Source organism: Actinotignum sp. UMB0459, from assembly GCF_051905915.1.
GTDB lineage: Bacteria > Actinomycetota > Actinomycetes > Actinomycetales > Actinomycetaceae > Actinotignum > Actinotignum sanguinis.
In genome coordinates this window covers 14,060-39,353 of sequence record NZ_JBQAIK010000006.1, presented here as the reverse complement: position 1 = coordinate 39,353, position 25,294 = coordinate 14,060, and the positions used below count along the sequence as shown (strand labels likewise).

The following is a 25,294-nucleotide window of genomic DNA, read 5'->3' as shown; positions in this document are numbered from 1 at the left end:
GGTCAGATGCCTTTCAACAGCGAGGTGATACGGGACATGAACTCGGAAAGGAAACGCTCCACGTCCACCGCGATGGCCACATCCGCGGTCTTGACCGGATCATTGAGCCGTTCCTCATCGCAGATAGTGCGCCCACGCACCGGTTCGTGCAGATCAACCTTGATATTGCAGGGGAAGAGCGTGACCAGCGTGGGATCAATAGCCACGGCAACGGCCAAAGGATCATGCAGACCGCAGCCGCCCAGATGCGGGGCGGTGGTCTCATAGGCCTTGATATAGAAGTCCGTAATATCTGCCAAAGTAGTGGCGGCCGGGGTGCCAAGATCGCGCCACTGTTGCGTATGTTCATAGGTGAGCAACGTCTGAAGCGTGACATCCAGTCCGATCATGGTCACGTGAGCACCTGAGCGGAAGAGCAGATCCGCGGCCTCCGGATCCTGGGAAATATTCGCTTCCATGACGTCATTGCAATTCCCGGGAACCGTGAGCGCCCCGCCCATAATGACGATGCGGGCATTGTCTTTGAATGTGGGGTCCAGTTCAATAGCGCGGGCCAGATTCGTCATGGGGCCGGTAGCAACAATAACGACGTCGCTGCCATACTCCCGCACCGCTTCCACCATAAATTCGGGTGCCAGCGTGGTTTGCGGAACCCGATTCGACACCGGAATCTCAACTTCCCCGATACCGTTCTTACCGTGAATAAATTCCGAAATCTCAAGGACCTCAAAACCGTCCTTTTCACGAGCGTGCGGGATCCCCGGATAGACCGGCACCTCCGGATGCCCGAAAAGATCAAGAAGGTCAAGATCGTTTTTCACGCCGGTGTCCAGCAGAACATTCCCGTAGGTGCCGGTAATGCCAATTAATTCGACTTCCGGTGAGCCGAGAGCGTAGGTGATTGCCAGGCAATCATCAACACCTGTATCCAGGTCCAGAATCATCTTCATTGTGGTTCCTCCTTAGATTCGGTCACGACCTTCGTGCTGACCGTAATCACCACCCGGCACCCTTGCCGGATATCATGAGTATACGAAACAAATATCGGCTGCGGGCTCTTTAATGAAAGGGACAATAATGGTAATTTCCGCCGCGGTTATCTCTGTCCCCACCGCGCCTTTTATCACCGTTCCGGCAGTTCTTTTCCGCGGTGACACGCAATGATCTTCGGCGGCGAATTCACCGCACTCCCGCCCCGCTCCGCTTCGCGCGCGCTCCCGGTTCCACCCGGCGCGATACTGGTGCAATCGGGGCGACAGGCTCTTAGCCTTATCGCCCAGGCGCTCGCCGCCCGCGGTATCCGCCGCGTAATCGCGCCGGGCTTCCTGTGCGCGACCGCGCTCACACCGTTCCAGCTCGAAGGCATCCGGGTCCGCTGGGTGCAGGTTGGCCCGGATCTCGTGCCCGATCCGGCCACCCTTGCCAAACTCCTCACCGATCCGCGGCGCTGCGCGGTGCTCATCTCCACCACTTTCGGCGCCTGGCCCACTCCCGAGTTGCGGGCCGTGCTCGAGGGGTGGGAGGGCCGCGGTGGCGTCGTCGTCGCTGATTTCACGCACGCACCTTTTGGTGACGCGACGCGAAAGATCCCGGCACATTATGCCGCAGCGTCCTTGCGGAAATGGTTTCCGATTCCCGACGGCGCCTGGGCGTTCGGCGCCGCGCTTCCTGCCGCAGCTGCGGATAATGCGGCGGCCCGCGAGGTAACCCGGTGCGGCTTGCTGCAATTGCGCGGGGAGGAGAACGACGGCGCAGCTGAGGCCGCCATTGATGCCGCTCTCAGCCCGAGCTCGATGAGCGGTGCCGCCCGGGATATTCTCGCCCACCTCGATGTCGCGGCAGTGCTGGATCGGAGGAGGACCAACGCTCGGGCTTTGCGCGCGGCCCTGATGAGCCAAGGTGTACCGGAGGGGGCGCTCTTCGGCGATGGGGAAGAAAGTCGCGGGGCTACGAACAGCGAGCTCTACGCCCTCGCCCTCCGTCTGGACGCCCTGCCGCCAAGCTGGCCCGCGTCACATAACCCGCACCATTGTGCCGAACTCCTTGCCGCCCACGGAGTTTTCACCCCCGCTTTCTGGCCGCGCCTGACTCATGCGGTCAACTGGCCGAATATCCTTGCCCTACCCATCGATCAGCGCTATTGCCCAGACCAGATGCCCGAGCTCGCCCGGCGAGTGACGCAGGTGCTGCGCACGTAACGCTGGATATGATGAAACAATTCGCATCTCCTAGCCCGCAGGGATAACCATGTCGCTTTCCTTCGAGTTCACCGCCGACCACGATGCGGCGCTGGCCCGAGCCCGGGCCGCGAATGCCCAGCTCGCCGCCGCCGTGAATCCGCGCTGGTACCCGCGTTTCCATATCGCGGCACCCGCCGGCTGGATCAACGACCCCAACGGCCTCGTCCATACCGGCGAAGAACTCCACGTGTTCTTCCAGCACCACCCCTATTCCACCGAGTGGGGACCCATGCACTGGGGCCATGTGGTTTCGCGCGACGGCGCCACCTGGGAGCGCCGCCCCCTCGCCCTGGCTCCCTCCCTGGAAGCCGACCGCGACGGCGTCTTCTCCGGCTCCGCACTCCAGGCCCCCTGCGGGCACCTCGAGGTGTTCTACACCGGGAATCGCAATATTGCTGAGCAGCCAGATGCCGGTAGCGATCCCGATTCGGCCAGCGAACCACCCGCCAGCTGCGGGCAGTCGCAGTGCCGGGCGATCTCACGTGACGGAGTGACCTTTGAGAAGAAAGGCGTCGTCGTCCCCACCCCGGAAGGCGTGCGCGATTTCCGCGACCCGAAAGTCTGGCGCCACGGCGATACGTACCGCATGGTCGTGGGCGTGCAAAGCAGCGACCGCCGCGGTGAAGTGTGGATGTACACCTCCCCGGATCTGGCGCGCTGGAGCTTCGAATGCGTGCTCTACCGGCACCCTGATCCGCGGGTTTTCATGCTCGAATGCCCCGATTTCTTCCCGCTCGACGATACGTGGGTGCTGATTTTCTCCCCCATGGGCATCCGCCCCGAAGGTTTCGCGCATTGCAATGTCAATAGCGCCGGCTACCTGTTGGGCAGCTGGGAGCCTGGCGAAAGCTTTGAACCCACCGCGCCCTATCGCACCCTCAATTGGGGGCACAGTTTTTACGCGCCGCAGACCTGCCTCATTGCCGGGCAGCGCACGCTTGTCGGCTGGATGGGCAGCTTCGGGCGCGCCCCGGCCTCCGCGGCCGACCGCTGGTCCGGCCAGCTCACGGTACCAATGAGCGTCCATCTCGAGTCCGGTGAACTGTGCTTACGGCCCGCCCCTGCCCTCACGCGTTTGCGGGGCCGGTGTCTGTGGAACGACGACGCCGCACTCGCCGCCAGCGCACCCCTCACCATCGCCCGGGATGTGACCGCAGCGGATATTTCCGTGAGTGTACTCACGGGTGAATGCGAACGACTGCGGTTGCGCATCGGTTCGGATGCCAGTTCCGTGAGCATCATCGTGGATCGCAATAGCGGCACTATCGGGGTGGACCGCGGCGCTGCGGTGGCGAATCTGGGTTACCGGGCTGCCCCCTGGGCACCTGCCTATCGCCTCTGGGGCGAGCGCGCCGGTGAAATTGCCGGTGCGACAGCCGCTAAGAAAGCGGGAGAATCTGCGGCTGCGGGCGAATCTGCGCTAGCCCCGCTGAGCTTCCGGGTGCTCGTTGATGCCGGATCGGTGGAAGTGATTGCCGGGAACGGCGAACGGGTACTTTCCTCTCTTGCTTTCGTGGAGGGCAAACGTCATATCACCCTCCTGGCTGAGGAGGGTGATATCACGGTCGCGGGCTCGGTATGGGAGATGATGGATGCTTTCCCCCAGGCCAAGACTGAGCCAGAAACGGAAGCCGAAACGGAGAACTGAGCGAAATAAACGCGGGCAGCCAGCTCTACCGGGCAGCCGCGAGCGCGGTGCTGACCGTTTCGCTCAGTTCCTTCCAGGAAACGATGAACTTCTCCACGCCTTCGCGTTCGAGCTGGGCGGCTACATCACCCATATCGACGCCCACCGCGGCGAGTTCCTCGAAAACCCGATGTGCCTGCCCGTAGTTCTCCCGCACCGTGTCCCCGGTGATCTCCGCGTGATCCGCGGTGGCCTCCAGGGTTTTCTCCGGCATGGTATTGACGGTTGCGGGAGCCACCAGCTCGGTAACGTAGAGCGTATCGGGATAATTCGGGTTCTTGACCCCGGTGGAAGCCCACAGCGGACGCTGGGCATGCGCGTGGTCCGCGGCCAGCACGGTGAAACGTTCGGAAGCGAATTTCTTCTCGAAGATTTCGTAGACCAGGCGAGCATTGGCTACCCCGGCCTTACCGCGCAGCGCCAAGGCTTCCTCGGTACCGATCTTCTCCAGACGGGCATCCACTTCTGTATCAACACGGGAAACGAAAAGCGAAGCCACCGAGTGAATATCGCTGAGTGCATGCCCGGAACGCTGGGCCTTTTCCAGGCCGGCGAGGTAGGCATCCACAACCTCGCCGTAGCGCGCCAGGGAGAAGATGAGGGTGACATTCACGGAGATCCCGTGGCCGATCACTTCGGTAATAGCCGGTAGGCCTTCCTTAGTGGCCGGGATTTTAATCATGGCGTTCGGGCGATCCACCCGGTCCCACAGCTGGCGGGCCTGGGCCACGGTGGCCGAGGTGTCATGCGCCAACTCCGGGGAAACTTCGATGGAAACACGCCCGTCTTCCCCACCGGATTCCTCATAAATGGGGCGGAAAATATCGCAGGCGTCCTGAACGTCCTTAATGATGATGTCAAAAATCGCCTCGTCGCCATCCTTGCCGGCCGCCGCAGTAGCGGCCACCTGTTCGGTGTAGCTTTCCCCATTGCGCAGGGCCGCGGCGAAAATTGTGGGATTCGTGGTCACGCCTCGCACCGTATGGGTGTCAATAAGGGAAGCGAGATTCCCGGAGGCAATACGCTCGCGGGATAGGTCATCCAGCCAGATACTCACTCCGGCATCGCTCAAGCTAGCGGTACTCATCCTTGCTGTCCTTTCTCCGTGGTACCCGAAGGCATCCTAGTTATCCGCAGCGTTGCGAATCTCCAGGTCATGCGGGACGGGGTGGTCAAGAGTGCGTCCCACCGTGCAAGCCCGCTCAATGGCGCGGTCTACCCGCCCCAAAAGCGCGGCGCGCGCTTCTTCTGGCATATCGGCAAATTCCACCTCGAGAGCGGTGTGGAAAGCAGTGAACCGGTTATCCTCGCGGTCCGCATCCGCACTCACCGTGAAGGTGGCACGGTAGTTTTCCCCGAGAGCCTGCTCGAAACGGGAATCCGCGCTGAGGGCCTGGCAGCCGGCCACCGCCAGTTGCATGAGTTCCCCGGGGGTGAATTGTTCGGGACCTTTCCCGATTTCCACGCTAGCACCGCGATCATTAACGGCGGTGAAATGAAGATGCCCGATACGCCGGGCAGAGAGCTGAGCCATAGCTACCTCCTTGTTTCTTTCACTTTACGGGAAAGCTCAGCGCTGTGGTGAGCGCGCTTTCCACCAGCGGAAAAGTCCGGCCAAGAAAAGACCGACAGCTGCCAGTACGCAAGCACCCCACAGGGCCGGGGTGAAGGAACCGCCGTGGGCACCGGCACTTGCCGCGGCCCAGCGCGGGGCGACAACGGCGGCCAGCGAGAAACCGAGGAACATGAGGCCGTAGTTGGTTCCGTTATGACGTGGCCCGAAGCTTTGCATGGTCAGCGGCGCAAAAAGACTCATGGTGCCCCCGAAGGCCAGGGCCACGAGGATGGCCCCGGTAAGGAAGAGTACCGTTGCCCCGCGCTCGGATAGCGCAAGAAGCGCAAGCCCACCGGCTGCGCAGCCGAGCACCGCCACCAGGCACAGCGGAATACCGATGCGGTCGGAAAGCCAGCCCCAGGCTAGCCGCCCGGCCGCGTTCGCGACCGCGAAAAGTGAGACGGTGAGAGCCGCGGCTGCGGCGTCGAACCCAATACTGGTAGCGAGCGGCGCCATATTGGCATTCACCATGATGCCACCGAAAGCAGCCGTGACGAAAATTGCGAGGATGAGCCAGAAGGTGGGGGTGGCGAGCATCTGGAGCGGGCTCAGGCTCGCGCGCGGTCCGGCGGCTGCGGCGGTGCCCGCCGGGCGAGGTAGGTAGGCCCCGTATTCTTCCCGGAAAGGACGCACCAGGAAGATGACCGCGGCGGCGTTAATAACCGTAAAAGCGATGCCGAGAATCACCAGGGCACTGTGCACGCCGTAGCCGGCAATGAGATGCTGGCCGGCCGGGGCGATAATCATGGGGCCGATTCCCATCCCGGCGGTGATAAGACCGGCCACCATACCGCGCCGGTCGGGGAAGAAACGCATGGTATTAGTGAGCGCAGCCGAGTAGAAGAGACCCTGACCGCCGCCGGTGACCAACCCGTAACTGAGCACGAACAGCGGGAGGGTGGGTGCCAGACCTGCCAGGATATGTCCCAGCCCGAAGCAGATACCGCCCACCGCCATCATCTGGGCCGCGTAACCGCGCCGCAAGAGCGTGCCGGAAGCAATCATAATAAAGGGCACTACCAGGGAGGCGAGCCCGAAGGCCAGCATAATATCCGGCGCTGCCCAGCCGCGGCTCGCGGCGAGCGGGCGCACAAAAATAGAGAAGGCGGTGAGCGCCCCCGTGGTCATAATGGCAAGAAGTGTTCCGATAAGAACGCGGCTGCGGCGCGGCATCGTTGCCGGCGGCTGGGCCGCGGGATGCTGAGCCGCCGGGGCCCGGTTCCCTAGGTGCTGGTCAGCAGACCGGTGGGCCGCGGGTTCTTGAGCGGCAGGGTGAGTGCTAGTCACGTTAGTCGTAATCTCCATTTTTCCAGAGCCGCACCGGGGCTTCGCACCCGGCTTGCATGGCGGCAAATGTTTCGGGCACGTCGATAATGCGCTGGTTCTTCGAGCCGCGGAACGTGAGGTCACGAATGAACTGGGATTGGATAAAAGGCCCGTCCACCAGCACGTCCACGTGGGAAAGAAGTTCGCGCTTATCTTCGGTTTCTTCCAGGAGCTGCTCGAAGGTGTATCCGCTCCAGCTCCAAATTGTTTTACTATTCCCGAAGCGCTCCCGGAAACGCCTCGCTAACGGCAGTAGAACCGGAGTATTGAGGAACGGTTCCCCGCCCACGAAGGACACTCCGGCCACGTAGCTTTTCGCGCAGTCCTCAAGGATGCGTTCTTCGAGTTCTTCTGTGTAGGGGGTACCGTAGCGAAAACTCTGGGCCGCCACGTTATAGCAGCCCGGGCATTTGAAGGGGCAGCCGGAAACGTAAATGGCGCAACGCACCCCTTCCCCGTCCACCATGACGAAGGGCTTGTAATCCGCAACGTAGCTGCGTGACAAACGCCTCCCATCCCACGCGCCGGGACGCTTGGGTTGGTGCACCCCCGGAGCTTCCGGAGGTGTGGAGAGCAGGCGCAATTCTCGCATTCTTCCTTACCTTTTCACAGTCCCTAAGTCACAATACTCCCCGCGCCCGGCACATTCGCCGAGTGCGGGGAGCCTTGCGAGAGTGCGCCAGCGAAGAGCTAAGACGCACGGGGCCTTAGGCGCTGGGATACGCCGGCACGCGGCACCGGACACCCAGGAGTTTAGGCGCAGGGACCGTCCATATGCTTAACGCGGGAAATGATTTCCTCATGCCGGCCGTGCACCATGGGGCGCTTGACCGGATTACCGAGGTACCCGCAGGTCCGCTTGACCACATCGCACCGGTCGGGATCATCATTACCGCAGTTCGGGCACTTGAAACCTTCCGCGGTGGGATCGAATTCCCCGCTGAAACCGCATTCGTAGCACTTATCAATCGGAGTATTGGTGCCCAGATAGGCCACCTTATCGTAAGCGTAATCCCATACCGCTTCCAGAGCCGCGGTGTTATGGGTCAGCTTGGGGTACTCGCAATAGTGGATGAAACCACCCTTGGTGTACTCCGCGTAAGGCGCTTCGAAGTCAATCTTTTCGAAAGGAGTGATCTTCTTGCGCACATCGTAGTGGAAGGAATTCGTGTAGTAATCCTTCGCGGTGATATCCGGAACCGCACCGAAACGCTCACGATCCATAGAGCAGAAACGGTTGGTCAGTGATTCAGCCGGGGTGGAGTAGACGGAGAACCAGTAGGGGTACTCCTTCTTCCACTGGTCAGCGTACGCACTCAAGCGGCGCACGACATCCAGGGTGAATTCCTTCGCTTCGGAATTGTGCTCCCAATTAGGGCCGTAGAAAGCGGTAGCCGCTTCGTACAGGCCAATGTAACCAATGGAGAGCGTAGAACGCTGGTTGTGGAAGAACTTCGTGACGTCCTCATCGCCTTCTTCCGCGCGGATACCCAGGGCACCGTAGCGGTAGAGAATGGGGGCGTTTTCCGGAGTGGCATCCTCGCAACGCTGGGCACGGTAGACCAGAGCTTCCTTAACCACCTGCATGCGCTCATCGAAGATCTTCCAGAAACGCTGCTTATCCCCGCGCGCCTGCAGCGCAATACGCGGAACGTTGAGGGTCACCACGCCCAGGTTATTACGCCCGGCGTTCACAGCCTCACCGGTTTCCGGATCCACCCACTTAGGCAGGAAGGAACGGCAACCCATGGGAGCCTTGTAATCGCCTTCCAGTTCGGTGAGACGGTCATAGGAAAGGACATCCGGATACATGCGCTTCGTGGAGCATTCCAGGGCCAGCTGCTTGACGTCGTAATTGGGATCCTCGGGGTTGAGGTTAACGCCGCGGCGCAGGCCGAAAACAAGCTTCGGGAAGATCGCGGTATGGCCATCGGCCCCGATGCCTTTAATACGAATGGTCAGGATTGCCTTCTGGATTTCCCGCTCGAAACGGTTGGTGCCCAGGCCGAAACCGAGGGTGACGAAAGGAGTCTGCCCGTTCGAGGAGTAGAGAGTATTGATCTCATACTCCAGGGACTGCATGGCATCGTAGATGTCCTTCTTCGTCTTTTCCCAGCAGTACTCATCGCGCTTATCTTCGGCAACCCAGCGCTCGGCATCCTTGAGATGCTTGGCGTAATTGAGTTCCGCGTAGGGGGCGAGCACTTCATCGCAGCGATCCACCGAGCAGCCGCCGTACTGGCTGGAAGCCACATTCGCGATGATCTGGGCGATCTGCGCGGTAGCGGTGTTAATGGAACGCGGGGATTCCACCCGAGCATTACCGATCTGGAAGCCATCACGCAGCATGCCCTCAATATCGATCAGGCAGCAATTGGTCATGGGCTGGAAGGGGTTGTAATCCAGATCGTGGAAGTGGATATCGCCCTTAATATGCGCATTGGCTACCGCCGGGGGCAGCAGGTACTTGAGAGCGTAGGCCTTGGCCACCGCACCCGCGGTCAGATCACGCTGGGTGTTAAAAACAGTGGAGTCCTTATTCGCGTTCTCATTGACCACGGTCTTATCGCGCTGCATGAGCTTATCCAGGGAGCGCGAAATATCCATGGCCTGTTCGCGCGCGGTATCGCGATCATGGCGGTATTCGATATAGGCGCGCGCTACCTGCGGGTAGCGGGAAGCCATGAGAACGTTTTCCACTTCCGTCTGGATGGTGGGAACGTCAAGCTTGGCAGCATCAAGATGATCGATCACCGTGCGGGTGGCTTCCTCAACGAACGCGTAATCGTCAATGCCCTGGCTGTTCATTGCCAGCGCGATTGCGCGGTAGATCTTACCGGCGTCAAAGCTAACCGACCGACCGTCACGCTTGGTGACGACTACCCCCGCGGTCGTTGAGGTATCAATCAACATCTTGTGCCTCCGTAAAAATCGAACACTACATATAGTAGTCGGCCAGAATGACACCGGTGTGCTTCGCTTGTCACACGGGTGCGTTTTTTGCGCCGCGGGCGCCGTGCCTAGCCCCGTAAAGGGCGACGCAGCGCCACTCTCGCCCCGCGCCCGCCACGTTTATGATGTGCAACACATTTTTTCGGCGCCGCGTTTCGCGTCCACCGAGTGAGCTTACCACTATCTATAGGGGCGTCACCCGCTTAGTACCCCTACATCTTGCGATCCGGGAGAAAATGGCTCCAGGCCGCCACTTCCACCACGGCTAACTCGCGGCCGACCGGCGGCGTCGTCGTACTTCACCACCACAAGCGGTATTTCAGTGGTCTAGCTCACAATAAGGCCGGTAATGGGAACGTAAGTTAACGCAACACTGTTGCACGCGTTTATTATCGGAGGTGGTGGCGTACGCCACCCGGGTACTCAACCGAGGATCCGCTCGAGATGCCAGCGCTGCCGTCCACGCGGACAGCGCCGGCCCATATAAATGGAGTTTCAGCTATGAGTGCACCAGCTGACACTGCTCTTCCTCAGTATTCTGAGGAAGAGGAAAAATATATTATCCGGAACCGCCACGGTGTTCCGGTCGGAACAAAACCGCATACGAAGTGGACGCTGCCGCGCATCGCGGTGTGGGTCCTCGTCACAGCCCTCGGTGTTGCGGGCTGGTACATGCTCGCCTTCTATCGCGGTGAACAAGTTAATACCGCGTGGTTCGTGGTGACGTCGGTCTGCACCTACATGATCGCCTACCGCTTCTACGCGCTCTTTATTCAAAAAACCATTATGAAGCCCGACGATTCCAACGCGACGCCGGCCGAACGCATCAATAACGGACGCGACTTCGACCCGACGAACCGCGTGGTCCTCTACGGGCACCACTTCGCCGCTATCGCCGGTGCCGGCCCGCTGGTGGGCCCGGTACTGGCCGCCCAGATGGGCTACCTGCCCGGCACCCTGTGGATTATCTTCGGGGTGTGCGTGGCCGGTGCCGTCCAGGACATGCTTGTCCTCTTCTTCTCTATGCGTCGCGGCGGACGCAGCCTCGGCCAGATGGCCGTGGACGAAATCGGGAAGATCGGCGGGGCCGTGGCCGCGGTCATGATCCTCGTCATGCTCATGATCGTGCTGGCCGTGCTCGCCATGATCTGCGTGAACGCGCTGGCCGATTCGCCCTGGGGCGTTTTCGCCGTCGGTATGACCATCCCCATTGCGCTGTGTATGGGCCTGTGGCTGCGTTTCGTGCAGCCCGGCAATATCACGATGGTGTCTATTGTTGGGTTCATTGCGCTGCTCGGTGCGATTATCGGGGGCCGCTACGTGGCGGAATCCGATTTCGGCCAGGCCTTCCTGCACCTATCCCCCACCACCCTCGTGTGGTGCATGATTGTGTACGGTTTCTTCGCGGCGGTGCTGCCGGTATGGCTGCTCCTCACCCCGCGTGACTACCTGTCCACCTTCATGAAGGTCGGCACCATTGTGGTGCTGGCACTGGGCATCCTCATCGTGCGCCCGCTGGTGGAAATGCCGGCCGTCACCGAATTCGCCTCGAATACAGACGGGCCGGTGTTCGCCGGGGAACTCTTCCCCTTCCTCTTCATTACCATCGCCTGCGGGGCGCTCTCCGGGATGCACGCAACGGTGTCCTCCGGGACCTCCCCGAAGATGATCCAGAAGGAATCCCAAGTCCGCATGATCGGCTACGGCGGCATGCTCATGGAATCCTTCGTGGCAATTATGGCGCTGGCTGCGGCCTCCTCCCTCAATATGGGTATCTACTTCGGTATGAATACCTCCGAGCACACCACCGATAAGCTGGCGGGCACGGCCATCGTGCAGATGACCGATAACCGCGCCGAGCTTTCGGCTGCCGCGGTGCAAAACCTCGCGGTCACCGATACCCACGGCAATTCGGTGGAAGCCCGGTGGGAATCCTGGGATGAGAACGGCAATGAGAAAACCTACGTGGGAGCGGAAGCCTTCGATAAGGTCGCCGAGGACGTTGGGGAAACCTCCATCACCTCGCGTACCGGTGGTGCGCCCACCCTCGCGGTAGCTATCGCCCATATTCTGCACCAGGTAGGTGGCGGCCAGGCCATGATGGGCTTCTGGTACCACTTCGCGATTATGTTCGAGGCGCTGTTCATTCTTTCCGCCGTGGACGCCGTGACCCGCGTGGCCCGCTTCCAGCTGGGCGACGCCCTGGGCAATGTGCTGCCCAAGTTCAAGGATCCCTCCTGGCGAGTGGGCGCGTGGATTACCACGGCCGTGGTGGTGGCGGCCTGGGGTTCGCTGCTGCTCATGGGCGTGACCGACCCGCGCGGTGGCATCCAAACCCTCTACCCGCTCTTCGGCGTAGCCAACCAGCTCATCGCCGCCCTGGCGCTTATTTTGTGCACCGTGGTGGTGGTCAATAAGGGCTGGGCGAAATGGGCTTGGATCCCGGGCATTGCCGCAACCTTCGACCTGATCGTCACCTTCGCGGCATCCTGGCAGAAGATTTTCTCCTCCGACGCCGCCATCGGGTACTTCACCCAAAACACCAATGCGAAGGCAGCGCTCGCCAAAGCGCAGGCCGCGGGCGATACCGAGGCCATCGGTATCCAGTCCGCGATTGTGCGTAACACCTTCATCCAGGGATGGCTCTCTGTGATCTTCCTGGCCACGGTGGCCTTCGTGCTGGTTTGCGCGATTATCAAGATCATCCGGGTGATTGCCGCGAAGAAGTACGTGACTTCCGAGGATCCCTACCAGGAGTCCAACTTCTACGCACCCACCCAGCTCTTCCCGACCAAGCTGGAGAAGAAGGTGGTGGCGGAATACGCCGCCGTGGGCGATCCTGCATTGATTCCCGGTTACGATCACCGTAAGGGTGCTGGCGTTGGTTCTGGTACGACGACGGCGCAACCGGGCACGGCGGGCTCTGCCAGCGACTCGGATTCTTCCGAGTCCGCCCAGCGCTAGGAGATCAGGCCCATGTTCATTACCCAGCTTCGTGCCTTCGCGGCACGAGCTCGCAGCCTGTGGCGGGACTTCACCGGCGAATCGGCCTACGAGAAATACGTAGCTCGGCACGCCCGTGAGCATCCCGATCATCCGCCGCTCGCCAAGCGCGAGTTCTGGCGCCAGCGCGCAGCTTTCGACGAGGAGAATGTCTCCACCGGCTGCTGCTAAGCGCTGAGCGCTGAGCGCTGGGCGCTGGGCTGGCGGTCGCCGCCGGGCGCTGGATCCGCGCCAGCCGCTGAGCTGGCCGAATGCGCAGGCTGGCGGTCGCCGCCGGGCTGGAACGGGCTGGAAACTGGCCATCAACACCGCTCCCCGAACTTCGGACTTCGGTCCGCCGTTCGGGGAGCGGTGCTTTGTCCCACTTCCACGTGTCTCGCTTTTCCGCTCCACACAAAATGCAACAGCAAATACATTAAGTTTTCCAAATCATGCGCCGGCGTTGCTTTCTGTGGCCCCCACCGTCATAGCGTTGCTTTCTACACGTCCTCAGGTCGAGAAGATGCATTTTTCGGTCTCCGATAGGGCGCCCGCGACGATCACAAACAAAGTGGTACTGGAGCTACAACCAGTACCCGTTTTTCTGTCGTGCAGTACCACTCTGTCAGGTCCGATGTTCTCCAGTACCACTACGCCAACCACACCCACCCGCGACACCGGCATACCGATATGCCTCACCCCACCGCCAGGCAATCCACATCCACAATCCGCCTCGCGAGCCCTTCGAGCATAAACTCCGCGGCGGCGGGGCGGGGCACTTTTCCCAAGGTGTACTTCGCATGTACAACAATTGCAGTACAGCTCTGAAAACACATAGTGCCTCGCCGGTCCGGCCCGCCCGATTCAGAACGCCCGGTCCGGCCCGCCCGGCTCAGAGTGCCCACCCGACCACCCCGAAAGGCCCCCGCGGCGAAAGCGCCCTACCCGCACTGAAAAACCCACCCATCGCGGGACCTCGGGCCTAGGCGCGCCGGCCAACCCGCCCCTGCGCGGCCACGGTGGTGCGCGCGCGGCAGCGGCGTCGTCGTACCTGGTCCCAAAAACTGGTGACTCAGCCGGCCTAGGATAAAAGAGAGGCAAAGGAGCCTCATCATTTTATGTCGAGGTAATTATGGGACGTTGTTTTTCTGTATCCACACACAAGAACACCTCGCGTCCACGCCGGCTGCTCCCCCTGCTCGGGGCGCTCACGCTGGCTCCCGTTGCCCTAGGTTCGTGCGCCGCTTCCGCGAGCGCGCCCGCCGGTGAGGCAACTGCGCACGGAGGTGAAGCAAATATAGTACTGCCCGATCTCTCGGGTGTGAGCGCGGTGGGCGGGGTCTCCGGCCGGCTGCTGCTCCTCATCGGAGTGGGGGTATGCGTGCTGGGGCTGTGCTTCGGGCTCATCACGTATATGAATCTACGCAAACTTCCGGTGCATCGGGCCATGGCCGAGGTCGCGGACCTGATTTACGAAACCTGCAAGGCCTACCTGGTTAAACAGGGGCGGTTCCTGCTGGTGCTCTGGGCCTTTATTACCGCGGTTATCGTGGTCTACTACAAGTTCCTCGTTGGTTTCACCTGGGGCAAGCTCGCGATCGTGGTGGCGTTCTCGCTGCTGGGTATGGGAGGGTCCTACGCGGTGGCGTGGTTCGGGATTCGCGTGAATACCCTGGCCAATGCGCGCACAGCTTTCGCGTCGCTGCGCGGGCGGCCCCTCCCGCTGCACCAGGTGCCGCTGCGTTCGGGGATGTCCATCGGGATGGTGCTCATTTCCCTGGAACTGCTCATGATGCTCGTCATTTTGCTGTTCCTGCCCGCGGATGTGGCCGGGGCCTGCTTTATTGGCTTTGCCATCGGGGAATCGCTGGGCGCTTCAGCGCTGCGGATCGCCGGTGGTATTTTTACGAAAATTGCCGATATCGGCTCCGACCTGATGAAAATCGTTTTCAAAATTGATGAGGACGATCCGCGTAACCCGGGTGTCATCGCCGACTGCGTGGGCGATAATGCCGGGGATTCCGTGGGGCCTTCCGCTGACGGTTTCGAAACCTACGGCGTGACCGGGGTGGCGCTGGTGACCTTTATTGTGCTGGCCGTGCATGATCCAGCCTTGCAAGCCACTCTGCTGGTGTGGGTGTTCACGGTGCGGGTGGCCATGATTATTGCCTCGGCGCTGGCCTACGGGCTCAATGCGCGCCTGGCTGCTACCCGCTACGCCAGCGTCACCACCCTCAATTTCGAAAAACCGCTGAGTTCACTCGTGTGGCTCACCTCGATTTTCTGCATTGCTTGCGTGTATGGGATCTCCTGGCTCGTTTTGGGTGGGCACGACGGCGCACTGTGGCTCGCACTCGCCACTATCGTGACCTGCGGGACTCTCGCGGGGGCGCTCATCCCGGAGCTGGTGAAAGTCTTCACGTCCACGACCTCGCGGCACGTGCGTGAAGTGGTGAAAAGTTCGCGCCAGGGCGGAGCATCCCTCAATATTCTGTCCGGTGTAGTGGCCGGTAATTTCTCCGCTTTCTGGCTGGGTATCACCATCGTGGGGCTTATGGCCGGGGCTTTCGTGATCGCGGATGCCACGCTCGGTGAGTTCATGCTGGCGCCGGCTGTTTTCGCTTTCGGGCTGGTGGCTTTTGGTTTCCTGGGCATGGGCCCGGTCACTATCGCGGTGGATTCCTACGGTCCGGTCACCGATAATGCCCAGTCGGTCTACGAGCTCTCCCGCATTGAAGCGCTTCCGGATATCGATGCCGATATTCGTTCCGGTTTTGGTTTCGCCCCGCAGTGGGATCGTGCCAAGCTCATGCTGGAGGAGAACGACGGCGCCGGCAATACTTTCAAGGCGACCGCGAAGCCGGTGCTGATCGGCACCGCGGTGGTGGGTGCCACCACGATGATTTTCTCCATTATTATCGGGCTGACCGGTGGGCTGACCAGCGGGATCGAGATGCTGTCTCTTATGCACGCCCCGTTCCTGCTGGGGATTATTAGCGGAGGCGCGGTGATCTTCTGGTTCTCCGGGGCGTCCATGCAAGCGGTGACCACGGGAGCGTACCGGGCGGTGGAGTTCATCAAGGATTCCATCCATCTGGATAAGAATGCGGAGCGGGCTTCCCATGATGACTCGCGGCGCGTCGTCGAAATTTGTACCCAGTACGCGCAGCAGGGAATGCTCACGATTTTCCTAGCGGTTTTCTTCGCTACCCTCTCCTTCGCTTTTATCGAGCCGTACTTCTTTATTGGCTACCTCATCTCCATTGCTATTTTCGGCCTCTACCAGGCTATTTATATGGCGAATGCGGGCGGGGCCTGGGACAATGCAAAGAAGATCGTGGAGGTGGATCTGCACGCGAAAGGCACCGCACTCCACGATGCCACCATCGTGGGCGATACCGTGGGCGATCCTTTCAAGGACACCTCCTCGGTGGCTCTCAACCCGATTATTAAATTCACGACACTCTTCGGGCTGCTCGCCGTGGAGCTGGCCGTGAGTCTCAACGCCCAGAATCTCACCGCGGTGGTCACCGGCCTGGCGGTGTGCTTCGGGGCACTCGCGCTTGTCTTTATTTACCGTTCCTTCTACAGCATGCGAATCCAGGCCTCCACGGAGGATCCGCTGCTGGATGAGCCCTTGCCTGAATCTTCGCCTGAATCCGAGCCGGCACTCGAACCGCAATCTCGGTTTGAGACCGGATCCGAACCCGAGAAAGGAGTCCTGGCATGAATATTGCCGTGCATTGGTCCGGCGCCCAGATCAGCCCGGAAGGAAATATCGCCGGCCAGGATGCCGGTGCCACCCTGCTGCGTCGCCTTCTGCGTATTTTCCCGGGTGCCGCGGTTCTTGATCCGAGGGCAGTACCCGCGGAAGATCTTGCCCCGGATACGGTGGTTATCACCATGGATGTGCATGACACTCCAGCCCTGTGGGAACGCCTGCGCAAGGCTGGCCACGCCGCCCCGCGCCTTATGAATTTTGTGTGGCTGCCGGTGTCCACCCTGGAAAGCGCGGAAGAGATCGCCCCGGTGGCACTTTCCTGCGCGCTCTTCCCCACTTTCGCGAATTCGGAGCGCACCGCCGGGGAAATCCGCGAGATGGTCAATAAGTGGACGGTGCCCCCGCTGGCGGGGCGGCTCAAGCTCGGCTGGGTGAATCTCGGTTTCCGCCTCGACCACGTGCAGGAGCGGCGCGAACCGGAAGTTCCGGTGGTGCTCTATCCGGCGATCTACCTGTCCCCGCGCAAACGCCCCGATTTCTTTATGGACGTGCTGACAAGGGTGCAGGAGTTTATTCCCCTCACGGTGGAGATGCGCCTACACGAAGCACACCTGGTGTCCGAGAAGGCGATGACGTATTCGCGCTTGCCGTGGATGCACGTGGGGCCACTCACGGACACCCGCACCTCGTATTATGAAGCCCTCGCGCATACCACGGCCTTCCTGGCCACCGCCACGGAAGAATCCTACGGGCTGTCTTACGTGGAGGCGCTGGGGGCCGGGGCGCTCGGGGTGTTTCCGGATGTGGCCTGGGCACGCGCGCTCCTGCCGGAGAATTATCCCTTCTTCTACCCGGACGGGGATACGGCGGCAGCGGCGGCTATGCTCACCCGGATTCTCACCCGCACCGCGCAGTGCCGGGCGGATCTGGATGTTGCCTGCGGAGGGAGTTTCCGTGAGTGGATCGCGGCGCATCACTCCGATGATGCCTTTGATCGGGAAATCGTGGCCGCGGTGCGGAGGTGGTTCGGGTAGCGGTTGCGAACAGAATTAACGACGGCGCCGCAGCCCCGCCCCCGCACCTTATTCCTCGGTGATAGCGGGGGCGGGGCGTGCCGTGTAGGACGCCGTCGTACCAACAAGACGGTACGCGACGGTGCGGTTGAAGAAATCGACGACGACGCCAATTCCCAGCGCCATAATCGCGGTGCCAATGCCGATGACGCCGCTGCTCAGATCGAAGCGGAACAGCACGAGGGCGATGAGGACCACGATGAAGTCCTGGGCCACACGGAAGGTGCGGTAGGAGTGGCCCGGGAAGCGGCGCAGGAGGACGGGGACGATGCAGTCGGCGGCGCCCTGGCCGATATCCGGGGTGATGTAGAGGGAGAGCCCCAACGCAAAAATCACCAGGCCGATGGCGAGGTGAGCAAGCATCCCGGGGATTGAATACGTGAAAACGTAGATGGAGTCGAGGATGCCGGTGAAGCTGGTGACGAGCACGCCGACCAGGGTGAAGTTGAGAACGGTGCCCAGCCCGAGGACTTTGTGATCAAAGGGGAAAATAAGGGCGATGAGGGCGATGTTGACCACCGGGACCACCCAGGAGAAGGACAGGCCGGTGATGTGGCTGACGCCCTGGAGAAGGGCGGTGAAGGGATCCACGCCGGCGTGGCCTTTGAGGGCCACCGTGATACCGACGGCGGTGAGGATCACGCCGATGAGGCAGACCAGCGAGCGCCGCAGCAGGCTACCCGGGCGCAACGTCCATTCGCGGGCGCAGCACAGTGTCTCAAACATGACGAGCTACCTTTTCGATCTCAGGGAAGCCGCCGTGCCACACCGCGGCATCACCAGCGTAGTGCATGCGGGCGGGCATTTCCTGGGCCGTGGCGGAGGTCGCTTTCGTAATGGTGAACTCGGCTTCAACCGTCAAGGATGGGCTGGTAGAGAATCCCTCCAGAGGATTCTCTACCAGCCCCTCGCTTGTACTATTCGATTAGTTCAGCAGCTATGCCTTACGGCGCCGCGTCACCGCGAGCCCGCCAGCAAGCAACAGAAGTGCCGCAGTGCCAGCAAGACCAACGCTCGTCGCACCAGTTACCTGAAGAGTCTTCTTGACCTTCTTGGGCTTCGGTGCCGGCTTACCCGGATCGTTCGGATCCAACGGATCGGTGCCGTTCTTGATTTCGTCACCGTCGTTGATGCCGTCACCGTCGGTATCGGCCTTGTTCGGGTTGGTCGGCTTGCCGTTGTTGTGCTTGCCGGTAACTTCGTCACCGTCATTCACACCATCGCCATCCGAGTCAGGGTTGAGCGGATCAGTGTTACCAGGCTTACCGTTCGGATCAGACTTATCGTCCTTGAACGGGTTCTTGGTGCCATTGACCTCATCACCGTCATTGATACCATCACCATCAGTATCCGGATTCTTCGGATCAGTACCGATCTTCTTCTCGTCACCATCAGTGAGTCCATCACCGTCGGTGTCCGGGTTGTTCGGATCAGTTCCGTCCTTCTTCTCATCCCCATCCGTCACGCCGTCACCATCGGTATCGGCCTTGTTCGGGTTGGTCGGCTTACCGTTGTTGTGCTTGCCGGTAACTTCATCACCGTCATTCACACCATCGCCATCCGAGTCAGGGTTGAGCGGATCAGTGTTACCAGGCTTACCGTTCGGATCAGAAGCTTACAAGCCCACCACCCAAAACACAAACCACACCAACGAGACACCCACCACACCCCACCCAAACACCCCAAAAAACCAAACAAAACCAGGGAAAACTACATCTCGATAGCCTCGATGGAGACTCCTAGGACTCCTCTACACTTTCGCGAACCGCCTGCGCCACGGCAGCTGCCGCGCGCTCGTCAAAAGCGGAAACGATGATGTAATCCGGATGAGCATCCTCCCCCACCAGATCAGCAAGGGCCTGCGCTGCGGCCAGCAGCATCGCGTCGCTAACTTCCGTGGCATGCGCATCGAGTAAACCGCGGAATATCCCCGGGAAAGCCAGCACGTTATTGATCTGGTTGGGGTAATCCGAACGGCCGGTTGCTACCACCGCGGCGTGTTCGCGCGCTATTTCGGGGGCAATTTCCGGGGTGGGATTGGCCAGGGCGAAAACGATGGCGTTATCAGCCATGGTGTCCAGAGCTGCGCCGTCGAGAATATTCGGGCCGGAAACGCCAATAAAAACATTCGCACCGCGCAGAGCCCCACGCACATCGCCGTCGATCTGGCGGGGATTGGTGCGGGCCGCAACCCAGGCATGCCCCGGGTTGGTTTCGCTCCGGAACGGCCCGAGCGTTCCGGAGCGGTCCACGGCAACGATATCCCGCACCCCGTATTCGAGGAGCAAGCGGATAATCGCGGTGCCAGCGGCACCGATTCCGCATACCACGACGCGCGCGTCGGACGGCCGCTTCCCCACTACGCGTAGTGCCGTCATGAGGGCGGCCAGCACCACAACCGCGGTGCCGTGTTGATCGTCGTGGAAGACTGGGATATCAAGTTCCGCACGCAGGCGTTTCTCGATCTCGAAGCAGCGCGGGGCGGAGATATCTTCCAGATTGATACCGGCATACGCGGGCGCGATGGCTCGTACCGCAGCGATGATTTCCTCGGTATCCGTGGTATCTAGGGGTACCGGCCAGGCGTCCACCCCGGCGAAACGCTTGAAAAGCGCGGCCTTGCCTTCCATCACGGGAAGAGAAGCGAGCGGCCCGATATCGCCCAGGCCGAGCACCGCAGTTCCGTCTGTCACTACCGCCACGGTATTGGATTTCACCGTGTAGCGGCGGGCCAGTTCCGGTTCGGCGTGAATTGCTTCGCACACTCGCGCCACCCCGGGCGTATATACCCGAGCCAGGTCTTCCCGGTTGTTGATAGCGGCGGTCGCGTGAGTTTCGAGTTTTCCACCTTCGTGGGCCGCGAAAATCTCACGTTCGGAGGGCGGGGGCGCGAACTGCGCGGCTCCGTCAGTTCGTGCAGCGCCTCCAGTGCGCGCGGCTCCGTTAGCTCGCGCGGCTCCGCCCGGTTCCGACAGTCCGTCCGTACCTGCTTGTGTTCGCGCCACCTGCGCCTCCTTCATGAGATATTTCGGGCCCTTACCGGCATACCACCGGGTACTACTGCGCGCCGGCACGCTCCATAATGAGAGCGCGCACGGCACCGGCGTCGGCCTTACCGTGGGTCGCCTTCATCACGGCACCGATAATTGCACCGGCAGCCTGCACCTTTCCACCGCGAATTTTTTCGACGACGTCGGGATTAGCAGCCAGTGCCTCATCCACGGCCTTCTCCAGGGCCCCGCTATCGGAAACGATCTCCAGGTTACGTGCGGCAACAACTTCCTCCGGGCTGCCTTCCCCGGCGAGGACTCCCGCCAGCGCCTGGCGCCCCAGTTTGTCATTGAGGCGCCCGCTCTGGATGAGTCCGTCCAGCTCGGCCACCGCGGCCGGAGTAATGGGTGCATCCTCGAGTTCGACGTCGTTATCCTTGGCGTAGCGGGCGATATCGCCCATCCACCACTTGCGGGCTCCGGCGGGCGTTGCCCCGGCCCGCACAGTGGCGTCTACCAGATCCACCGCGCCAGCGTTAATAAGATCGCGCAATTCCTCCGGGGAAAGTTCCCATTCCTCGGTAATGCGGGCGCGCTTCGCGGCCGGCAATTCGGGCAGCCCCGCACGCACCTTCTCCACGTAATCCGGAGTGCAGATCACCGGGACCAAATCCGGTTCAGGGAAGTAGCGGTAGTCATCCGCGTCGGACTTCACGCGCCCGGCGATGGTGCCCTGGATTTCTTCCTTGTAATGGCGCGTTTCCTGGAGGATCGTGCCACCGGCAGCCAAGATCGCCGCCTGGCGGGAAATCTCGTAGCGAATGGTGTTTTCAATACCGCGGAAGGAATTGACATTCTTCGTTTCGGTACGGGTACCGAAAGGAGCATCCGGGCTTTCCCGCAGGGAGACATTGACATCCGCGCGAATATTTCCGCGCTCCATCCGCCCCTCGGAAATGCCGAGCGCCCGCACCAGTTCACGGATCCCGCGCACGTAGGCGCCGGCGATCTCCGGGGCGTTCTTCCCCACCCCGGTAGCCGGGTCGGAAACGATCTCAATGAGCGGCACGCCGGAACGGTTGTAATCCACCAGCGAGTAGCGCGCCCCCTGCAGGCGCCCATCCGCCCCACCCACGTGGGTGTTCTTCCCGGCATCTTCTTCCAGATGCGCGTGTTCAATGGGGAAACGGTAGGGCGTGCCGTCCGCCAGCTCAATATCCAGATAGCCGCCCAGGATAATCGGCTGGGCGTTCTGGGTGATCTGGTAGGCCTTGGGCAGATCCGGGTAGAAGTAGTTCTTACGTTCGAAACGCGAGAGCTCGTTAATGCGGGAATTGAGGGCCAGGCCCAGCTTCACCGCGTATTCCACCGCCGCCTCATTGACCACCGGGAGCGAACCGGGAAGCCCGAGGGAAACCGGCTGCACATCGGTATTGGGTTCGGCACCGAAAGCCACCGGGGCGGCGTCGAAAATCTTGGTTTGTGTGGACAGTTCGACGTGTACTTCCAACCCGATCACCGGGTCGAAACGCGCGACGGCGTCCTCGTAATTCATGAGTTCATCCATGCTTTATTCCTCCCAATCCCGCGCGGGGCAGGCAGCGGGGACGTTGTGTCCAAGCGCAGTATCGATGGCCGCGGCCACCCGGTACATGAGGGCATCGGCCCGGGCCGGGCTGAGAATCTGCAAGCCTACCGGGAGCCCTTCCGAAAGCCCGGCCGGCAGCGAAATACCCGGGATTCCAGCCAGGTTGGCGGGAATGGTGGCGATGTCGTTGAGGTACATGGCCAGCGGATCGTTCGTTTTCGAGCCGAAGGGGAAAGCCACCGTGGGCGACGTGGGCGAAACGATCACGTGACACCGGGAGAAAGCCTGCTCCAAGTCACGCTGCACCAGGGTGCGGACCCGCAGCGCCGCGCCGTAGAACGCATCGAAGTTTCCGGCGGAGAGCACGTGGGTGCCCAAAATAATGCGCCGCTTGACTTCCTCACCGAAACCGGCCGCGCGGGTAGCGCGCATCACGGTTTCCGCGGTGACCGGCCCCTCTTCGGGTTCCACCCGCAGGCCGTAGCGCATCCCGTCAAAACGGGCCAGGTTGGAGGAGACTTCGGCGGGCATAATGAGATAGTAGGCGGCCAGCGAGTAGTGGAAACTGGGGCAGGAAAGCTCCACCGTTTCCGCGCCGAGTTCGCGCATGCGCGCCACCGCGTTTTCGAAAGCTTCAAGCACGCCGGGCGCGTAGCCTTCCCCGTGCATTTCTTCCACGAGGCCCACCTTGAGGCCCGCGAGCGGCCGCTCCGGATCCGCGCCAGCACCTTCCCAGCTCCCGGCTTCGCCGTGGCAGGCCGCCACCAGGCCGGAAGGAGTTTCGGGAAGCGAGGTGGAATCGTGGGGATCGTGCCCGCTGAGCAGCTCCTGGAGCAGCGCGGCATCTTCCACGGTGCGGGTCACCGGCCCGATCTGGTCCAGCGAGGACGCCATAGCGATGAGGCCGAAGCGCGAAACCGCCCCGTAGGTGGGCTTGGCACCCACCGTTCCGGTTACCGCGGCAGGCTGGCGGATCGAGCCGCCGGTATCAGAACCGAGGGCGAGCGGCACCATGAAGGCACCGACGGCCGCGGCGCTGCCGCCACCCGAACCACCCGGGATTCGATCCAGATCCCAGGGGTTGCGCGAGGGTCCGAAAGCGGAATGTTCCGTGGAGGAACCCATCGCGAATTCGTCCATATTGGTCTTGCCCACGATAGGGAGCCGGGCTTCTTTAATTTTTACGACGACGCTCGCATCGTACGGCGGGCGCCACCCGGCCAAGATTTTCGAGGCCGCGGTGGTGGGAATCCCGCGGGTGCAAATATTGTCCTTCACCGCGATGGGAATACCGGCAAGCGGGTGGAGTTCCACGCCTTCCGCGCGGGCGGCATCCACCCCGCGGGCAACCTCCAGGGCGCCTTCCCGATCCACGTAGAGGAAAGCATTGACCTTGGGGTTGAGCGCCTCAATGCGATCCAAGCAGGCGGTGGTGAGTTCGACGGAGGTGATGGCCCCCGCGCGCAGCAGCGCGGAGAGTTCCGCGGCAGATTTCAGCAACAAGCTATTCATTTATTCCTCCCCCATAATGCGCGGGACGAGGAACTTACCTTCTTCGGCGGCCGGGGCCGCGGCGAGGACTTCCTCACGATCAAGAGTTTCCCCCGGAACATCGGGGCGTTTGACATTGGCCAGCGGGAGCGGATTGTAGGTAAAGGGAATATCCGGCGTAACAACTTCGGATACCGCTTTCACTGCATCCTCGATGACGGAAAGTTCACCGGCCATTTTTTCGGCCTCGGCATCCGTCAGGGCGATGCGGGACAGGTCCGCTAGGCGCGCTACCTCTTCCTTAGAAAATGACGACATGGCTCAAGTCTACGCGGTTGCACCGCGCGATGGCGCACCGTCTACAATTGGCGCTATGACTGAGTGGACTTCGCGCCGAGTGCTGCGCACTGCGGGCATGCTCGCGGCCGCGGCGCCGCTGGCCGCCGCGGGCGCCGTCGTCGTTGTAGATGAAATGCGCAAGCGCCGCACCCCACCGGTCAATTCTTATCCGCACCTGCCCCCGCAAGAGGTGCAGGTCGGGCGCGACCACGCGATGCTCTATACGGGTGCTGCGGATGTGTACCGCGCCATGCTCGCTGATATTAATAATGCGCGGGATCATATTTATTTCGAGTGGTTTATTGTCAAGGCGGACCATGTTGGGCACCGTTTTCGCGATGCGCTCATCGCCGCGGCCCACCGCGGGGTGCAGGTGCACGTACTGCTGGACACCTGGGGCAATCTCAACCAACCGCCCTCCTTCCGGCACCCGCCGCGCATCGCGAACCTGCACTGGATGAATTTCCCGCTGGTGCGCACCGGTATCCTCACCGGGCGTTCGCGCGACAAGGGGCGCGATCACCGCAAGATCCTGACCGTGGACGGGCGGGTCGGCTACGTGGGCGGCTACAATATCGGCGGCCTGTACGTGACCGAATGGCGCGATACCCACCTGCGTGTGGAGGGACCCGCGGTATGGGAGCTGGACGTGGCTTTTGTGGACATGTGGAATGCCTACCGTAAACGCGACCATCCCACCCTCCGCCGCGCGCTCACCCACCATTGGGATTCGCGCATGCGGGCGGTCACAAATTCCCCCGCGCATAATACTTATCCTATTTCTTCGCTGTATTTAGATGCGCTGGCGCGCTCTTCGCAGCGGGCTTGGATCACCATGGGCTATTTCATTCCCGATGCGCCCATGCTCGATGCACTGACCAACGCGGCCGAACGCGGGGTGGACGTGCGGATTCTTATCCCGCAGTACTCCAATCATATTTATACGGACTGGGTGGGGCGGCCGCATTACGAGCGGCTGCTGCGTGCCGGGGTGCGTATTTTCCTCTACCAGGACGCCATGATTCACGCGAAAACCATGACGATGGATTCCACCTGGTCCACCGTGGGCACCGCGAATATTGACCGACTCTCCCTGCGGGGGAATTTCGAAATTAATATGTCGATTCACGACGCCGGTTTCGCGGCCGTCATGGAGAAGATTTTTGAATTCGACCTGCGCAATACCCGCGAGCTCACCCTGGAGGAATGGGATAAGCGCGGTGCGCTGGCGCGGGTAACAGAAAAGGTGATGGCTCCGCTGGCGCCGCTGCTGTAACGGCGCGGCGGGAA

At 61.5% G+C, this 25,294-nt stretch carries 19 protein-coding genes; 7 read left to right on the top strand and 12 right to left on the bottom strand.

What is annotated here, in order from left to right; genetic code table 11:
• Window positions 1–2: 2 nt before the first annotated feature.
• The gene (locus ACTFPK_RS01625) at window positions 3–944 is read right to left on the bottom strand and encodes a nucleoside hydrolase (RefSeq protein ID WP_439910945.1); all 942 of its coding nucleotides are present in this window, start codon (window positions 942–944) and stop codon (window positions 3–5) included.
• A gap of 216 nt (window positions 945–1,160) precedes the next feature.
• Between ACTFPK_RS01625 and ACTFPK_RS01620 the strand changes: the two genes are divergently transcribed.
• Together ACTFPK_RS01620 and ACTFPK_RS01615 are read left to right on the top strand one after the other, a co-directional pair.
• Window positions 1,161–2,198, top strand: a complete 1,038-nt coding sequence (locus tag ACTFPK_RS01620; protein ID WP_439910943.1) for a hypothetical protein — start codon at window positions 1,161–1,163, stop codon at window positions 2,196–2,198.
• Window positions 2,199–2,247: 49 nt separating this feature from the next.
• A complete protein-coding gene (locus ACTFPK_RS01615; RefSeq protein WP_439910942.1) occupies window positions 2,248–3,888 on the top strand; it encodes a glycoside hydrolase family 32 protein in 1,641 nt (546 codons plus the stop codon).
• A 25-nt stretch (window positions 3,889–3,913) separates the two neighbouring features.
• Here ACTFPK_RS01615 and tal read toward each other — a convergent pair whose 3' ends face one another.
• The 5 genes from tal to nrdD form a co-directional block, all read right to left on the bottom strand.
• Entirely contained in the window at window positions 3,914–5,014 is a 1,101-nt protein-coding gene (gene tal, locus ACTFPK_RS01610; RefSeq protein ID WP_439910941.1) for a transaldolase, read from the bottom strand.
• Window positions 5,015–5,050: 36 nt separating this feature from the next.
• Entirely contained in the window at window positions 5,051–5,461 is a 411-nt protein-coding gene (locus tag ACTFPK_RS01605; protein WP_439910940.1) for an OsmC family protein, read from the bottom strand.
• Between the two features lie 36 nt (window positions 5,462–5,497).
• Window positions 5,498–6,829 (bottom strand): OFA family MFS transporter, encoded by a 1,332-nt coding sequence (locus ACTFPK_RS01600; protein WP_439910939.1) that lies wholly within the window; start codon window positions 6,827–6,829, stop codon window positions 5,498–5,500.
• 1 nt (window position 6,830) lies between these two features.
• On the bottom strand, window positions 6,831–7,460 hold the full coding sequence (gene nrdG, locus ACTFPK_RS01595; protein ID WP_320757343.1) for an anaerobic ribonucleoside-triphosphate reductase activating protein: 630 nt from the start codon (window positions 7,458–7,460) through the stop codon (window positions 6,831–6,833).
• Between the two features lie 161 nt (window positions 7,461–7,621).
• Window positions 7,622–9,781: an anaerobic ribonucleoside-triphosphate reductase gene (nrdD, locus tag ACTFPK_RS01590; protein WP_435733078.1), complete on the bottom strand. Its 2,160-nt coding sequence runs from the start codon at window positions 9,779–9,781 to the stop codon at window positions 7,622–7,624.
• A 540-nt stretch (window positions 9,782–10,321) separates the two neighbouring features.
• Here nrdD and ACTFPK_RS01585 point away from each other — a divergent pair.
• The 4 genes from ACTFPK_RS01585 to ACTFPK_RS01570 all read left to right on the top strand — a co-directional run bounded on the left by ACTFPK_RS01585 (window position 10,322) and on the right by ACTFPK_RS01570 (window position 17,557).
• Window positions 10,322–12,784 (top strand): carbon starvation CstA family protein, encoded by a 2,463-nt coding sequence (locus tag ACTFPK_RS01585; protein ID WP_435733079.1) that lies wholly within the window; start codon window positions 10,322–10,324, stop codon window positions 12,782–12,784.
• A 12-nt stretch (window positions 12,785–12,796) separates the two neighbouring features.
• Entirely contained in the window at window positions 12,797–12,994 is a 198-nt protein-coding gene (locus tag ACTFPK_RS01580) for a YbdD/YjiX family protein (RefSeq protein WP_435733080.1), read from the top strand.
• A 940-nt stretch (window positions 12,995–13,934) separates the two neighbouring features.
• The gene (locus ACTFPK_RS01575; protein ID WP_439910938.1) at window positions 13,935–16,532 is read left to right on the top strand and encodes a sodium-translocating pyrophosphatase; all 2,598 of its coding nucleotides are present in this window, start codon (window positions 13,935–13,937) and stop codon (window positions 16,530–16,532) included.
• Window positions 16,529–17,557 carry a glycosyltransferase family 1 protein gene (locus ACTFPK_RS01570; RefSeq protein WP_439910937.1) on the top strand — a complete coding sequence of 343 codons (1,029 nt, stop codon included), beginning with the start codon at window positions 16,529–16,531 and terminating at the stop codon, window positions 17,555–17,557. The genes ACTFPK_RS01575 and ACTFPK_RS01570 overlap by 4 nt, the downstream gene beginning before the upstream one ends.
• Before the next feature lie 48 nt (window positions 17,558–17,605).
• On the opposite strand, the gene ACTFPK_RS01565 is transcribed toward ACTFPK_RS01570, so the two are convergent.
• The 6 genes from ACTFPK_RS01565 to gatC form a co-directional block, all read right to left on the bottom strand.
• Complete coding sequence (locus ACTFPK_RS01565; protein ID WP_320756011.1) at window positions 17,606–18,322, bottom strand: YczE/YyaS/YitT family protein; 717 nt, start codon at window positions 18,320–18,322, stop codon at window positions 17,606–17,608.
• 211 nt (window positions 18,323–18,533) lie between these two features.
• Window positions 18,534–19,145 (bottom strand): hypothetical protein, encoded by a 612-nt coding sequence (locus ACTFPK_RS01560; RefSeq protein WP_439910936.1) that lies wholly within the window; start codon window positions 19,143–19,145, stop codon window positions 18,534–18,536.
• 190 nt (window positions 19,146–19,335) lie between these two features.
• Window positions 19,336–20,601: an NAD(P)-dependent malic enzyme gene (locus ACTFPK_RS01555; RefSeq protein WP_274735499.1), complete on the bottom strand. Its 1,266-nt coding sequence runs from the start codon at window positions 20,599–20,601 to the stop codon at window positions 19,336–19,338.
• A gap of 52 nt (window positions 20,602–20,653) precedes the next feature.
• Entirely contained in the window at window positions 20,654–22,153 is a 1,500-nt protein-coding gene (gene gatB / locus ACTFPK_RS01550) for an Asp-tRNA(Asn)/Glu-tRNA(Gln) amidotransferase subunit GatB (protein ID WP_274735500.1), read from the bottom strand.
• 3 nt (window positions 22,154–22,156) lie between these two features.
• Window positions 22,157–23,686, bottom strand: a complete 1,530-nt coding sequence (gene gatA / locus ACTFPK_RS01545; RefSeq protein WP_274735501.1) for an Asp-tRNA(Asn)/Glu-tRNA(Gln) amidotransferase subunit GatA — start codon at window positions 23,684–23,686, stop codon at window positions 22,157–22,159.
• Window positions 23,687–23,983, bottom strand: coding sequence for an Asp-tRNA(Asn)/Glu-tRNA(Gln) amidotransferase subunit GatC (gene gatC, locus ACTFPK_RS01540; RefSeq protein WP_126135415.1), 297 nt, complete (start codon window positions 23,981–23,983; stop codon window positions 23,687–23,689).
• A 55-nt stretch (window positions 23,984–24,038) separates the two neighbouring features.
• On the opposite strand from gatC, the gene ACTFPK_RS01535 reads away from it, so the two are divergent.
• Window positions 24,039–25,280 (top strand): phospholipase D-like domain-containing protein, encoded by a 1,242-nt coding sequence (locus ACTFPK_RS01535; protein WP_274735502.1) that lies wholly within the window; start codon window positions 24,039–24,041, stop codon window positions 25,278–25,280.
• Window positions 25,281–25,294 lie beyond the last annotated feature (14 nt).

Coding starts and splice junctions, on each gene's coding strand:
- ACTFPK_RS01625 (WP_439910945.1), bottom strand. CDS start 944: ATGATTCTGGACCTGGATACAGGTGTTGATGATTGCCTGGCAATCACC.
- ACTFPK_RS01620 (WP_439910943.1), top strand. CDS start 1,161: ATGATCTTCGGCGGCGAATTCACCGCACTCCCGCCCCGCTCCGCTTCG.
- ACTFPK_RS01615 (WP_439910942.1), top strand. CDS start 2,248: ATGTCGCTTTCCTTCGAGTTCACCGCCGACCACGATGCGGCGCTGGCC.
- tal (WP_439910941.1), bottom strand. CDS start 5,014: ATGAGTACCGCTAGCTTGAGCGATGCCGGAGTGAGTATCTGGCTGGAT.
- ACTFPK_RS01605 (WP_439910940.1), bottom strand. CDS start 5,461: ATGGCTCAGCTCTCTGCCCGGCGTATCGGGCATCTTCATTTCACCGCC.
- nrdG (WP_320757343.1), bottom strand. CDS start 7,460: ATGCGAGAATTGCGCCTGCTCTCCACACCTCCGGAAGCTCCGGGGGTG.
- nrdD (WP_435733078.1), bottom strand. CDS start 9,781: ATGTTGATTGATACCTCAACGACCGCGGGGGTAGTCGTCACCAAGCGT.
- ACTFPK_RS01585 (WP_435733079.1), top strand. CDS start 10,322: ATGAGTGCACCAGCTGACACTGCTCTTCCTCAGTATTCTGAGGAAGAG.
- ACTFPK_RS01580 (WP_435733080.1), top strand. CDS start 12,797: ATGTTCATTACCCAGCTTCGTGCCTTCGCGGCACGAGCTCGCAGCCTG.
- ACTFPK_RS01575 (WP_439910938.1), top strand. CDS start 13,935: ATGGGACGTTGTTTTTCTGTATCCACACACAAGAACACCTCGCGTCCA.
- ACTFPK_RS01570 (WP_439910937.1), top strand. CDS start 16,529: ATGAATATTGCCGTGCATTGGTCCGGCGCCCAGATCAGCCCGGAAGGA.
- ACTFPK_RS01565 (WP_320756011.1), bottom strand. CDS start 18,322: ATGTTTGAGACACTGTGCTGCGCCCGCGAATGGACGTTGCGCCCGGGT.
- gatB (WP_274735500.1), bottom strand. CDS start 22,153: ATGGATGAACTCATGAATTACGAGGACGCCGTCGCGCGTTTCGACCCG.
- gatA (WP_274735501.1), bottom strand. CDS start 23,686: ATGAATAGCTTGTTGCTGAAATCTGCCGCGGAACTCTCCGCGCTGCTG.
- gatC (WP_126135415.1), bottom strand. CDS start 23,983: ATGTCGTCATTTTCTAAGGAAGAGGTAGCGCGCCTAGCGGACCTGTCC.
- ACTFPK_RS01535 (WP_274735502.1), top strand. CDS start 24,039: ATGACTGAGTGGACTTCGCGCCGAGTGCTGCGCACTGCGGGCATGCTC.